Raw genomic sequence first — 12,294 nt, forward strand, 5'->3', positions numbered from 1 at the left:
GAAGCTGATGCCCGGATGAAAACATTCAGCCTGAACTCAGGCCTTATTCGGCATCAATATCGCCGAGATCATTCTTAATCGCTGCCGCATTAGGGTTTTCCTGCGGGATCAGCTTACCGTCACTCGCCAGGAAATCATGATGCTGGAAATAAGCCGCACGCATAAAGGCGTAAGGATCGTTTGAATTCTTCAGGATCGCGTCGGAATCCAGCAGCTGCGCACGGGTTTCAATCCCTTCCAGTGCCCATTTCCCTGCCGACATCCACCAGGTCAGCCACAGCAGCGGCGGATAGACATCATCCACCAGGCCACCGATATCTTCACGTGGGGTAAACCCCCCGTAGCCCGGCACTTCCACGTAGGTACCGTAGCCCACGCCGTAGTGACCCAGCGTGCTGCCAAAGGCGCGCGGCTCTTCTTTTGCCAGCTTCGGGTTCGCCATCGACGCAACGTCAATCAGCCCCCCCATGCCCAGCAGCGTGTTCAGGAAGAAACGGTTAAAGTGCACCATCGCCTTATACGGATTGCCTTCAATGAAGTAGTTCACCATCGTCGACGGTTCGTTAAGGTTGGTGAAGAAGTTACCCAGCCCGTTACGCGCAGGCTGCGGCACATAGTCACGCCACGCCACGGCAACCGGGCGCAGGACATACGGGTCCAGCACGTTGTAGTTAAAGTTGAACATGGACCGGTTGAAACCTTCCAGAGGATCGGCATGTCCCTGAGGTTCATCCCCTGTCTTAGAACTGGCACAGCCGACCATCAGTACGCTCGCCAGCGCTAAACCCGTCAGGCGATAGCTCATAGTTTTCTCCCTGTACTTTTTAGATTATCGCCCGCTATTGCCGGTTAATTTCAACGGCAAGCTGCTGTTGACCTGAAAATGGCAGTATCTCGCTCAACCCGAACCAGTCGCCGGGTGAACGATTTACGCTGCCGTCGCGTGAGATGCGTACGCGAACCTGCACCTGATGCTGCGCGGATAGTAACCGATCTGGCATCATGGCATTACTGTCATCCAGCGTGATCGATAAAGGAAAATGACTCAACGGCACTTTTTTCACGGCTACGGGAACCTGCGAAATACCGTCAGACACAGAAATATACAACACTCCGTCGTTCGGTAACATTTTTTCTGCCGCCGGGGACAGACTGATTGTTAATGCCAGGCGGCTGTTCTCTTTACCTGACGCACTTTTCGCCTGCTGAATGCTGCGCTGGATCATGACCGCACGTCCGTCACCCTTCGGTAGCAGAGACAACATCTTATTCCATGATGCAATCGCCTGCGTGTAATCTTGCTGGCTGTAGGCATTGAATGCTAACAGCCCCTGCACCTGCACACTGTCGGGATACTGCACCGCCATCGGCTCCAGCATCATCAGGGCTTCGCGGTTATCCTGCGGATCGGCGGACCGCGTCAGCACATCGGCATAGCTGAGCCGAACATCCAGGTCGCCAGGGGCCAGCTGTAGCGCATGACGGAAGGCCTGGGTAGCCATCGCGGCGTTATTCAGCACCATGCCAAGGCGGCCCAGCATTTTCCAGTCATCAAGATTACCGGGATCGGTTTGCAGCCCGGAACGGATGCCCAGCGCCAGACGCGCCAGCTGCTCCATACTGAGCGGTCGCGCCTGAGGGTCCATCACCTGTGCCCGCAGTGCAGGCAGCTCATTTTTCACCTGCTGCCAGACCATGACCTGCTGCAGGCCTCCCGTCTTAAAATAGACGCCAAGGCTGACCACCACGAGGATCACCACACCGGGCAGCAGCACCCAGCGGCTGACCTGACGTGCCTGCGGCGGCGAGGTCTGCTGCGGGATATCCAGCAGCAGCGTTTCCTGCAGCTCCCGCACCATCTCGGGGCGATCGGCCACGACGCCCTGCCCCTCATCCTCTTCCAGCTCCTGCAGACGCTGATGATAAAAGACCTGATTCAGCTGGTCGCGATCGGTTGTGCTATGTCTTCTGCGACGCCCGGCGCCGAATAAAATCAGCCCACAGGCGGCTACCAGCAGGATCAGGATCGTTAACCAAAGCGCACTCATGATTGCTTCCCGTCATTCTTTAACAGTGCATCCAGCCGCTGCTGCTGTTCAGCATCCAGCTCGACGCGTACGGCCCGTTTACGGCTGCGCAGGATGATCACCAGCGCGCCGATAATGACAAACAGGGCCGGCCCGGCCCAGAGGATCAGCGTCGACGGGGTGACCGGCGGCTGGTAAGAAACAAAATTACCGTAGCGCGCCACCATATAAGCCTTCACCTGTTCAGGTGTCTGTCCGGCCTGTAACAGCTGATACACTTTCAGGCGCATATCGCCCGCTATCATGGCGTTTGAGTCGGCAATACTGTTGTTCTGACACTTCGGACAGCGCAGCGACGCCGTAAGCTGGCGGTACTGCTGCTCCTGGGCCACTGTCGCGAAGGAATAGGTATCAATGTTGTCAGCCTGCACACCCGCGCTGAACAGCACCAGCGCCAGCAGGATCCCGTACACTTTCACGATCCGGCCCCCTGGCTGTATTTCTGCCACAGCGGTTTCACCTCATCATGCCAGACCCGTTCGTTCATATCCCCGGCGTGGCGATAGCGGATAATGCCGTGACCGTCGATCAAAAACGTTTCCGGCGCGCCGTACACGCCCAGATCCAGCCCGAGCATTCCGTCACCGTCATACAGGCTCAGGGCATACGGGTTACCCAGGCTGTTGAGCCAGTCGACCGCTTTCTGCCGGTTGTCTTTATAGTTCAGCCCCACCACGCGCACGCCCTGCGCGGCCAGGGTATTCAGATACTGATGCTCGGCCCGGCAGGTCGGGCACCAGGTGGCCCAGACGTTCAGCAGGATCGGCTTACCGTCGTTAAGCACCGACTGGTCATAGGTTTTGCCCGGCTGCTCGAGCGACTCCAGCTTAAAAACCGGCACCGGCTTACCGACCAGCGCGGACTCCAGCCGGGTGGGGTCGTCCCCGTTGGCATTGCGGCTGAGCTGCCAGAGCAGCGCCGCGGCCAGCAGTAAAAACAGGATCAGCGGGATATACAGCACTTTCTTATTCATACCGCCTCCTTAAGGGCTTTCTTACGCGACCGGTAGCGGGGATCCAGCAGGCACAGCACCCCACCGATCGCCATAAACACGCCGCCAAACCAGATCCAGCGCACGAAGGGTTTATAGTACAGACGCACCGCCCAGGACTTGTCGTCCAGCTCTTCGCCCAGCGCCGCGTAAAGGTCGCGGGTGAATCCGCCGTCGATGGCCGCTTCAGTCATCATGGTTCGCGCCGCGCTGTAGAAGCGTTTTTCCGCCGACAGCGTCGCCTCATGCTTTCCATCGCGGGTGACGTCTATCACCCCCGACGTACCGGAATAGTTCGGGCCCACCAGGCGATTCACGCCGCGCAGCGTGAAGTGGTAACCGGCCACGTCCACGCCGTCGCCCTCTTTCATACGCACATCGCGTTCCACGCTGTAATTCTGGCTGAAGGCAATGCCGATCACCGTTACCGCAACACCCAGGTGGCCGAGCACCATGCCCCAGTGGCTGCGCGACAGGTGCCGCAGTCCGCTGAAGAAGCCGTGCCGGTGGGTAGCGCGCTCGTGCAGTTCCATCAAGGTCAGGATGATCACCCAGACCGCCATCAGCAGCCCCACGACCGTCATCGCCTCGATGCGATCCTGCATCAGCCACGGCAGCAGGATGGACAGCAGCAGGGTGGCCAGCAGCGCCAGCCCGAGCCGTTTCCACAGCTTCTGTGGCTGATCCCGCCGCCAGCGAACCAGCGGGCCGATGCCCATCAGCAGCGCCATCGGTGCCATCAGCCAGGTAAATAAGGTATTGAAGAAGGGTTCGCCGATAGAGATGGTGCCCAGCCCCAGCTGCTTATGCACCAGCGGCAGCAGCGTGCCGAGCAGGACCACCAGCATCGCGGCAATCAGCAGCACATTGTTGCCCAGCAGGAACGATTCGCGCGACCAGACCTCGTTCTGCACCCGGCTGCGCACCTTGCCGCCTTTAATGGCGTAGAGAAGCAGCGAACCGCCAATCACAATAATCAGGAAGGCGAGGATAAACATGCCGCGCGCCGGATCTGAGGCAAAGGAGTGAACCGACACCAGCACCCCGGAGCGCACCAGGAAGGTCCCCAGCAGGCTGAGGGAGAAAGCAGTGATCGCCAGCAGCACCGTCCAGGCTTTGAAGGTGCCGCGTTTTTCCGTCACCGCCAGCGAGTGGATCAGTGCGGTGCCGGCCAGCCACGGCATAAAGGAGGCATTTTCTACCGGATCCCAGAACCACCAGCCGCCCCAGCCAAGCTCGTAATAGGCCCAGGCCGACCCCAGCACGATGCCGATGGTGAGAAATACCCAGGCTGCCGTGGTCCAGGGCCGCGACCAGCGCGCCCAGGCCGTATCCAGCCGCCCGGCCATCAGTGAAGCAATGGCAAAAGCAAAGGCCACGGAGAAACCGACGTAGCCCATATACAGCAGCGGCGGATGGAAGATCAGGCCGATATCCTGCAGCATCGGGTTCAGGTCGCTGCCGTCGATCGGGAAGTCAGGCAGCGTGCGGGTGAACGGATTGGATGTCAGGGTGATAAACAGCAGGAAACCGAGGTTAATCATCCCCATCACCGCCAGCACGCGCGCGATGGCATCCTCCGGCATGGAACGACTGAACAGCGCCACCGCCAGCGTCCAGACGCTAAGCAGCAGCACCCACAGCAGGAGCGATCCCTCGTGCGCGCCCCAGGTGGCGGCAATACGATAATAGACCGGCAGCAGGGTATTGGAGTTGGTGGCCACATAGGCAACGCTGAAATCATTTACCACAAACGCATGGACGAGGATCGCAAAGGCCCCGGCGATGCAGGCAAACAGCCCGTAGGTCAGCGGACGCGCCAGCCCCATCAGACGCTGGTCCTGGCGCGCGGCCCCCCACAGGGGGTAGACACTCAGCAGCAGCGAGAGCGCCAGCGCCAGGCACAGCAGGAAACTTCCCACTTCCGGCATCATGGCTGACCTCCCGCTGCGGCGGTGGCGGCGGTGGCCGCCGGGGAACGATGGTTTTTCTTCATTGCGTCTTCAATTTCCGGCGGGGTGTATTTTTCATCATGCTTTGCCAGCACCTCAGAGGCCGTCACGTGAGTGCCGTCCTGCAGGACACCCTGCGCCACCACACCCTGCCCTTCACGGAACAGATCCGGCAGGATCCCTTCGTAGCTGACACTGATCACCCCCACCGCGTCATAGAGCTTAAACGACACTTTCAGCGTATGCGGATCGCGCTTTACGCTGCCCGGCAGTACCATCCCGCCCACGCGCAGACGCTGGCCCGGCTCCGGCTTCACCTGCTGGTCCCCCTTGCCGTTGATCACTTCACCCGGGGTATAGAACAGGTCGATGTTCGATCGCAGCGCGTACATCACCAGCGCGGTAGCGAGACCCAGCCCGACCAGCACCAGCGTCACCAGAATCAGGCGATTTTTACGACGGGGATTCACGATTTTTCTCCTGCCGCGGCAGGGGCGGCCTTTTTCATTTTTACCGCACGAATGCGTTGCTCACGCGCCTGTCGCTGGCGGATCCCGGCCAGCAGGCGACGACGCTGCCACAGCGTGTGCAGCACCAGCAGAGCCAGCGGGATCAACGTGCTGGCAACGGCCAGCCAGACGTAGAAGGCATAGTGGCCCATGGCAAAAAAATCATGCCAGGATGCGAAGGCAGGGGTCATACGCTGCGCCCTCCTTTTGCCGCGATCGCCGCCACCCACGGACGGTGGCGCTCGCTGTGGAGCAGCAGATTGCGCAGGCGCAGCAGCGTCAGGGTGATAAACACCAGCCAGACGCCCAGCACCGCCCACAGCAGCGGCGGACGCATACTCGGGTCGACAGCCTGTAACAGCACCCCGGAGGAGCCCTGATGCAGGGTGTTCCACCAGTTGACGGAGTAGTGAATAATCGGCAGGTTAATGACCCCCACGAGGATCATAATGCCCGAGGCACGTCCGGCCGCCCGGCGATCCTCAAAGGCATGATACAGCGCGATAGCACCGATATAGAGGAACAGCAGCACCAGCTCAGAGGTCAGACGCGCGTCCCACTTCCACCACGCCCCCCACATCGGCTTGCCCCAGGCGGCCCCGGTCACCAGCGCAATAAAGGTATACACCGCGCCAATAGGTGCCATGGCCATCGCGGCAAGATCGGCGGTTTTCCACTGCCAGACCAGCCCGATAAAAGCGGCGACGGCCATAGAGCCATAGATCCCCATCGACCACATGGCCATCGGCACGTGGATATAGATGATACGAAAACCGTCACCCTGCTCAGAGGCTGGCGGGGCGAAGCCAAAGCCCCACACCCAGCCCAGCAACAGCACGGCCACGCCCGGGACCGCAAACCACGGTACAAAGCGACCGCATAACTGGTACAGCCGCTCTGGCTTGCCCAGCTGATGTATCCATTTCCACATTATTATTTTGCTCACAGTCAAAAAGTCATCGTTCTGGTGTTGTTCGTCAATCGTACGTACGTCAGCCTGTTATTCTGTCTTATCAGCCGGTTAGTGTACGCTTACTCGTAGTGCCGCCGCCGTGGCAAAAGGTGCCAGCGTCGCACTGCCGGCCAGCAGAGCGCCCAGCAGGGCCAGATAGCCATCAACCGGCAGCCCCTGGCTGGCCGCTTCAATCGCCCCACTGGCAAAAATCACGACCGGCACGGCCAGCGGCAACACCAGTAAACTCAGTAATACTCCGCCCCGACGCAGCCCGACGGTCAGCCCGACGCCAATCGCCCCCAGCAGACTGAGCGTGGGCGTCCCCAGCAGCAGCGTCAGCGCCACCGCACGCCAGGTGGTAAAATCCAGCGACAGCAGCAGCGCCACCAGCGGCGAGAGGATCAGCAACGGCAGGCCGGTGACCATCCAGTGGGCGGCAACCTTACCGAGCACCGTCAGCGGCAGCGGCGTGGGCAGCAGCAGCAGCTGTTCCAGCGATCCGTCGAGAAAATCGTCACGGAACAGACGCTCCAGCGCCAGCAGGGACGAAAGCAGCGCCGCCACCCAGATAATGCCGGGCGCAATCCGCGCCAGCAGCTCAGGCTCCGGCCCAATCCCTAAAGGAAACAGGGTGATGACAATCAGAAAAAACCACAGAGGGTTAACAATTTCCGCCCCGCTGCGAAACGCGATGCGCAGCTCCCGCTTCATGACCGGCCACAGCATCAGACGGCCCCGCCTGACGTCAGGCGAATGCGGCTGAGGCTGACCGCCGCCGAAGGCAGCGCCTGATGCGTGGTCAGGATCACCGCCCCGCCCTGCCCGGCATGCTTTATAAACAGTGACATCAGCGTTTCCACACCGGATTGATCGATAGCGGTTAACGGCTCATCGAGGATCCACAGGGGCGCACGGGACAGCCACAGCCGGGCCAGCGCCACGCGCCGCTGCTGACCGGCCGACAGCCGGGCAACCGCTACGTCTTCATAGCCGGTGAGGTCGACCTGCTCCAGCGCCTGCCAGAGTTCGTCCTGCGACGCGTGCGGATACCAGAAACGGAGGTTTTCAAACGGGGTCAGTACGGCTTTTACCCCCGGCAGATGGCCAATGTAGAGCAGGCTGGCGTAAAACGCGTCGCGCTGCTGGTGGATGCTGCGCTGTTGCCAGAGCACGGCCCCCTGCTCTGGCTGGCTGAGACCGGTCAGAATGCGTAACAGGGAGCTTTTGCCCGCACCGTTTTCCCCTTCCACCTGCACCATATCGCCGGCTTTAACGGTAAAACTGAGATCGCTAAAGAGCGTTCGCTCATCGCGAACACATGTCAGATTTTGGGCTGCCAGCATGAGAGGAAAATCGCATAGTGTTAAATTTAATGGCGGGATAGTACCACAAAGAGTGTGTCTGCCTAAGCTGACCAGGCCCGGTCTGTTGCCGTTTACCCCCTTAAAACCCCCTGAAATGGCGGCTTTTTAAGCGATTGTAGCCTGTGGTTAAAGCTTTGTTACTCTTAATCTTAAACAGGGTGACCTGACATCACATCAGCAAATACCCGCTACGCTTAGGGGATAACTATTTTTTCGGGAACGATGATGAAAACCACACAAAACGATAATGAAAACCAGGTAGAAAGTGAGGAAAGCGAACAGGGTGAGGAGATTGAGGTGGATGAAGATGCCCTCCCCTCCCGCGCCGCCGCCGTTCACGAGCAGATACGTCAGGAGGGGGAGAAGGAGCTGGAGCGTGACGGACTGGCGCTGCTGTTTTCCGCCATCGCCGCCGGGCTGTCGATGGGAGCCTCGCTGATGGCGAAAGGGATCTTCCAGGTGAATCTGCATGACGGCCCCGGCGGATTTTTGCTGGAGAACCTGGGCTACACCTTTGGCTTTATCATCGTCATTATGGCGCGCCAGCAGCTGTTTACCGAAAACACCGTGACCGCCGTTCTGCCGGTGATGCACAAACCCAGCGGCAGCAACGTGCTGCTGCTGATGCGCCTGTGGGGCCTGGTGCTGCTCGGTAACCTGATCGGCACGGCGCTGGCCGCGCTGGCCTTTAACCATATGCCGATTTTCGACGACGCCGTTCGCGGTGCCTTTGTCACCATCAGTCAGAAAGTGATGGAGAATACTCCCGGCGAAATGTTTGCCAACGCGGTGGTGTCCGGCTGGATCATTGCCACCATGGTGTGGATGTTCCCCTCAGCGGGTGCGGCAAAAATCTGGATTATTATCCTGATGACCTGGCTGGTGGCGCTGGGCGACCTGGCGCATATCGTGGTGGGCTCGGTGGAGATCTTCTATCTGGTGTTTAACGGCGCTATCCCGTGGCAGGAGTTTATCTGGCCGTTTGCCCTGCCGACGCTGGCAGGCAATATTATTGGCGGTACCTTTATCTTCGCGCTGATCAGCCATGCGCAGATTCGCAACGATATGAGTAACAAAGCCAAAGCCAAAGCAGAAGCCGAAGCGAAGCGCCAGCAGAAAAAAGAGGCCGCAGAACAGGACAATTGATGGTTAATCGCGCAGTCAGCGCGGTAAGTGGTTAATCTGCGGCATGAATTGCGCTATACTGCGCGCCGCTGTCCCCTTAGTTAAATGGATATAACGAGCCCCTCCTAAGGGCTAGTTGCAGGTTCGATTCCTGCAGGGGACACCATTTACACCTCCCGGCACGTTCCAGAAAGTCTAAAAATCCTTTATAAACAGAATAATAACCCACACCTGACGTCCAGCAACGTCCCGCCAAATATAATGGAATCTATACACAGTTGTGTATAATATTGCGTATAACCTGGTTCGATATTTTTTCTATACACATGCTGCTATCTGACATTCAAATTAAACGCGCTAAACCGCAGGAAAAACCCTACACGCTTAACGATGGCGCTGGCCTGTCGCTGCTTGTTGAGGTGAATGGCGCAAAGGGCTGGCGCTTTCGCTATCGCTTTATTGGTAAACCTAAGATGATCTCTTTTGGCGTTTACGGGGAAGTCTCTCTGGCTGAGGCACGCCGTAAGCGTGATGAGGCCCGTTCGATGCTGGCAAAAGGAATCAACCCCAGCGATGCCCGTAAAGCCGAGAAGATAGCGCTGCGGTTCTCTCATGAGAACAATTTCGAGGCCGTGGCCAGAGAGTGGCACAGCTCCAAGCAAAGCACATGGTCTGAAGGCTACGCTAAAGAGGTTTTAGGCTGCCTGGAACGCGATATATTCCCTTTTGTCGGTCATCGCCCTGTCGATCAGATAGAGCCGCTGGAGTTACTCACGGTCCTGCAAAAAATTGAGAAACGCGGGGCATTAGAGCAGGCCAGTAAAATCCGTCGGCGCTGCGGTGAAGTGCTGCGTTATGCCGTCGTCACGGGCAGGGCAAAACATAATTTCGCACCCGATTTGGCCATTGCCTTGAACAAGCCAAAACAGAATCACTTCCCCTTCCTGACTGAGAAAGAGGTCCCAGACTTTGTGAAAGCGCTGGATGGCTATCAGGGCAGCTTACTGACTAAATACGCCACCCAGCTACTCATGCTGACAGGCGTTCGTACAATTGAACTCAGAGCCGCAGAGTGGAGCGAGTTCGATTTGAAAAACGCACTTTGGGAAATTCCTAAAGAACGGATGAAGAAGCGCCGTTCTCACCTGGTGCCGCTTTCAACACAGGCCGTTGAGATCCTCAAAAAGCTGAAGGTGATTTCTGGCAAATATCAGCTGGTGTTTCCGGGCAGGAATGACGTCAGAAAACCCATGAGCGATGCCAGTATCAATAAGGTGATCAAGATGCTGGGTTATCATGGCCGGCTGACTGGTCACGGATTCAGGCATATGATGAGCACTATTTTGCATGAGCATGGCTTTGATAGCGCCTGGATAGAGATGCAGCTTGCGCATGTTGATAAGAACTCTATTAGAGGAACTTACAATCATGCGCAATATATCAATCAGCGGAGAGAAATGATTAATTGGTACGGTGAGAATGTGATGCAATCAAAATTGCATCACAGCGCGAATTAAAATGCCTTTCCTTGAACGATATTCAAATATGGTCGATATAAGAATGGTATCTTCAATTGAGAGTCATTTTTGAAAATCTTTTGATCAATAAAACCAATTTCTGACAATTGCACTGCCAGACTTTTAGCCTTAGCCATATCAACCCCCCATACATTTGCTGCTGTTTCAAGAGTATGCTCAGCCTTTTGATTTTCAAAAGACATGATATGCTCTCTGAGCATAGGATATTCAGCAAATATTGTTTGCTCCAATTTCACCTTCGAAATTTCAAAAGTTGATTTTTTTATAGCTTGCCGACTTACAATGTTTGGCGGCTCAGCCTTATCACTGCTAATATCTTGCTCTCTGCGTTCTTCTAAAACCGCTTGATTATAATAGTGAATGAGCTCGCGCGGAGCAACATAGCCTAGCCCATCCCTTACTCGGCTAATAATCCAATCGAATGTATCTGATTGTTTTTCACCCACATCAACCTGACTTGGGAATAGTGTATAATAATAATCTTTTTGCTTCTCAAAATCAGCCCTGATGTCATCAGGATTGATACCCAATTCGTTTATAATCTCTTGATTTTCCAAGGATCTAACAACTATTAAGTTTAATAAATTATTAGTAGACCATTCAATATTAGTAGTTCGCGTTATATGGCTTGCCTCTCTAAACCCTTCTTTAGTAATCCGATTCCATATGTCATTTCTTAGGAAAATTTTTAGAGCAATATTTTCAAACTCCTCCAAATCTAAATAAACTTTAAACAATGCTCGCAACGCATTTTTTTCAAGTTCTAAGCTTTGTTCGAATGCTACATCTAATCGATCACATAAAACCCAGAAGTCAACATTTATTTCACCTAAGTATATATTTAGAATCTCGAACAACTCATCAACTGAACTATATCCATCCCTGCGTTGTGTTTCACTGGGAGTTCTGAAAGAAATCTTCCCAGACACTCCTCCATCTAATGTTGCACCCGCTTCAACAGATTCTATACTAATCAATTTCTTAGCGAAATTCTTTGCACTATTAACAAATGCTTTTAATGAATTTTTTTGCTCAATTAATCCTGCTGCAATTAGTTTATCTATAACTAACTTAGCATCACCTTTATAATAATCATTCTTTATCAACCAGTCACAAGTGATTTGCAAGAAATAAACCTTCCATAAAGTTACAAACTCTTTTTCAGCAGTAGGTGGCTCATCACTTACATCAGAAAATACAGTTTTACCAGTAGGTTTTTCAGCGGATAGAAGTATTATATTTTTACTTTCGAAGTCTTCAACTCTCTTAAGCAACAATGTATATAATGCACTTTTACCAGAGCCTTTAGCACCAAAAATTATATCAACATCACCGTTATACAAGGACTCCCATTGCTGGGTTTTCACAAAATAATTTGATAGTCTGTCTGATTCCTGCTCGGCGACTCGTTCACCAAAAGATATGTTCTCAAGTTTCATATTAATTCCATGTTGAGAGGATACTTTACGTCAAAGCATCCTAATAAGTGCAATCATTAGAGTATTCTCTAATAATAAATTAATTGTCAATGATTTCATCACTTCAGCATACAAACAACGCAGAATAAATGTAGTGCAGACCGAAACGGCACTACACCGCACCCGCCTGCCGTTTTCGGATCGGAAAAATTTTTCAGTTTAGATTTTCTTCAAATGGCATCGCCAACCTGACCTGCTCCCCGTTGATTAGTACACCCCGATGTTAGTAATGTCTTCATAAGCCACATGAGGACATCCCCATGAAGAAGCGTTTTTCCGACGAACAGATCATCAG

The 12,294-nt window shown here is 54.9% G+C and carries 13 protein-coding genes and 1 tRNA gene; 3 read left to right on the forward strand and 11 right to left on the reverse strand.

Features of this window, described 5'->3' with window-relative positions; translation table 11 throughout:
- Window positions 1-43: 43 nt before the first annotated feature.
- The 10 genes from mlaA to ccmA form a co-directional block, all read right to left on the reverse strand.
- Window positions 44-805, reverse strand: coding sequence for a phospholipid-binding lipoprotein MlaA (gene mlaA / locus ACZ3HG_RS07450; protein ID WP_191933063.1), 762 nt, complete (start codon window positions 803-805; stop codon window positions 44-46).
- Between the two features lie 34 nt (window positions 806-839).
- The gene (gene ccmI / locus ACZ3HG_RS07455; RefSeq protein ID WP_465332521.1) at window positions 840-2,048 is read right to left on the reverse strand and encodes a c-type cytochrome biogenesis protein CcmI; all 1,209 of its coding nucleotides are present in this window, start codon (window positions 2,046-2,048) and stop codon (window positions 840-842) included.
- Window positions 2,045-2,506, reverse strand: a complete 462-nt coding sequence (locus ACZ3HG_RS07460) for a cytochrome c-type biogenesis protein CcmH (RefSeq protein ID WP_191933065.1) — start codon at window positions 2,504-2,506, stop codon at window positions 2,045-2,047. The genes ccmI and ACZ3HG_RS07460 overlap by 4 nt, the downstream gene beginning before the upstream one ends.
- A complete protein-coding gene (locus tag ACZ3HG_RS07465; RefSeq protein ID WP_191933066.1) occupies window positions 2,503-3,060 on the reverse strand; it encodes a DsbE family thiol:disulfide interchange protein in 558 nt (185 codons plus the stop codon). Before ACZ3HG_RS07465 ends, ACZ3HG_RS07460 begins: the two co-directional genes overlap by 4 nt.
- A complete protein-coding gene (locus ACZ3HG_RS07470; RefSeq protein WP_465332524.1) occupies window positions 3,057-5,012 on the reverse strand; it encodes a heme lyase CcmF/NrfE family subunit in 1,956 nt (651 codons plus the stop codon). Before ACZ3HG_RS07470 ends, ACZ3HG_RS07465 begins: the two co-directional genes overlap by 4 nt.
- Window positions 5,009-5,500 (reverse strand): cytochrome c maturation protein CcmE, encoded by a 492-nt coding sequence (gene ccmE, locus ACZ3HG_RS07475; RefSeq protein WP_222682068.1) that lies wholly within the window; start codon window positions 5,498-5,500, stop codon window positions 5,009-5,011. The genes ACZ3HG_RS07470 and ccmE overlap by 4 nt, the downstream gene beginning before the upstream one ends.
- Entirely contained in the window at window positions 5,497-5,730 is a 234-nt protein-coding gene (ccmD, locus tag ACZ3HG_RS07480) for a heme exporter protein CcmD (RefSeq protein ID WP_062743031.1), read from the reverse strand. Before ccmD ends, ccmE begins: the two co-directional genes overlap by 4 nt.
- Window positions 5,727-6,470, reverse strand: a complete 744-nt coding sequence (locus ACZ3HG_RS07485; protein WP_191927976.1) for a heme ABC transporter permease — start codon at window positions 6,468-6,470, stop codon at window positions 5,727-5,729. Before ACZ3HG_RS07485 ends, ccmD begins: the two co-directional genes overlap by 4 nt.
- Window positions 6,471-6,560: 90 nt before the next feature.
- The gene (ccmB, locus tag ACZ3HG_RS07490) at window positions 6,561-7,220 is read right to left on the reverse strand and encodes a heme exporter protein CcmB (RefSeq protein WP_062743033.1); all 660 of its coding nucleotides are present in this window, start codon (window positions 7,218-7,220) and stop codon (window positions 6,561-6,563) included.
- On the reverse strand, window positions 7,220-7,837 hold the full coding sequence (gene ccmA, locus ACZ3HG_RS07495) for a cytochrome c biogenesis heme-transporting ATPase CcmA (RefSeq protein ID WP_465332526.1): 618 nt from the start codon (window positions 7,835-7,837) through the stop codon (window positions 7,220-7,222). Before ccmA ends, ccmB begins: the two co-directional genes overlap by 1 nt.
- 246 nt (window positions 7,838-8,083) lie before the next feature.
- On the opposite strand from ccmA, the gene ACZ3HG_RS07500 reads away from it, so the two are divergent.
- The 3 genes from ACZ3HG_RS07500 (at window position 8,084) to ACZ3HG_RS07510 (ending at window position 10,500) form a co-directional block, all read left to right on the forward strand.
- Window positions 8,084-9,004, forward strand: a complete 921-nt coding sequence (locus tag ACZ3HG_RS07500; protein WP_465332528.1) for a formate/nitrite transporter family protein — start codon at window positions 8,084-8,086, stop codon at window positions 9,002-9,004.
- A 70-nt stretch (window positions 9,005-9,074) separates the two neighbouring features.
- Window positions 9,075-9,149 (forward strand) — tRNA-Arg (locus tag ACZ3HG_RS07505).
- A 160-nt stretch (window positions 9,150-9,309) separates the two neighbouring features.
- A complete protein-coding gene (locus ACZ3HG_RS07510) occupies window positions 9,310-10,500 on the forward strand; it encodes a tyrosine-type recombinase/integrase (RefSeq protein WP_465332595.1) in 1,191 nt (396 codons plus the stop codon).
- Here ACZ3HG_RS07510 and ACZ3HG_RS07515 read toward each other — a convergent pair.
- A complete protein-coding gene (locus ACZ3HG_RS07515; RefSeq protein ID WP_465332530.1) occupies window positions 10,497-11,960 on the reverse strand; it encodes a P-loop ATPase, Sll1717 family in 1,464 nt (487 codons plus the stop codon). The genes ACZ3HG_RS07510 and ACZ3HG_RS07515 overlap by 4 nt on opposite strands.
- Between the last annotated feature and the right edge of the window lie 334 nt (window positions 11,961-12,294).

It is taken from the genome of Erwinia sp. PME.40.26/001 (assembly GCF_055556675.1).

What these genes read in the sequence shown, in the direction of transcription:
- ACZ3HG_RS07470 (WP_465332524.1), bottom strand. Translation starts at nt 5,012, where the DNA reads ATGATGCCGGAAGTGGGAAGTTTCCTGCTGTGCCTGGCGCTGGCGCTC.
- ACZ3HG_RS07515 (WP_465332530.1), bottom strand. Translation starts at nt 11,960, where the DNA reads ATGAAACTTGAGAACATATCTTTTGGTGAACGAGTCGCCGAGCAGGAA.
- ACZ3HG_RS07500 (WP_465332528.1), top strand. Translation starts at nt 8,084, where the DNA reads ATGAAAACCACACAAAACGATAATGAAAACCAGGTAGAAAGTGAGGAA.
- ccmA (WP_465332526.1), bottom strand. Translation starts at nt 7,837, where the DNA reads ATGCTGGCAGCCCAAAATCTGACATGTGTTCGCGATGAGCGAACGCTC.
- ACZ3HG_RS07485 (WP_191927976.1), bottom strand. Translation starts at nt 6,470, where the DNA reads ATGTGGAAATGGATACATCAGCTGGGCAAGCCAGAGCGGCTGTACCAG.
- ccmI (WP_465332521.1), bottom strand. Translation starts at nt 2,048, where the DNA reads ATGAGTGCGCTTTGGTTAACGATCCTGATCCTGCTGGTAGCCGCCTGT.
- ACZ3HG_RS07465 (WP_191933066.1), bottom strand. Translation starts at nt 3,060, where the DNA reads ATGAATAAGAAAGTGCTGTATATCCCGCTGATCCTGTTTTTACTGCTG.
- ccmB (WP_062743033.1), bottom strand. Translation starts at nt 7,220, where the DNA reads ATGCTGTGGCCGGTCATGAAGCGGGAGCTGCGCATCGCGTTTCGCAGC.
- ccmD (WP_062743031.1), bottom strand. Translation starts at nt 5,730, where the DNA reads ATGACCCCTGCCTTCGCATCCTGGCATGATTTTTTTGCCATGGGCCAC.
- mlaA (WP_191933063.1), bottom strand. Translation starts at nt 805, where the DNA reads ATGAGCTATCGCCTGACGGGTTTAGCGCTGGCGAGCGTACTGATGGTC.
- ACZ3HG_RS07510 (WP_465332595.1), top strand. Translation starts at nt 9,310, where the DNA reads ATGCTGCTATCTGACATTCAAATTAAACGCGCTAAACCGCAGGAAAAA.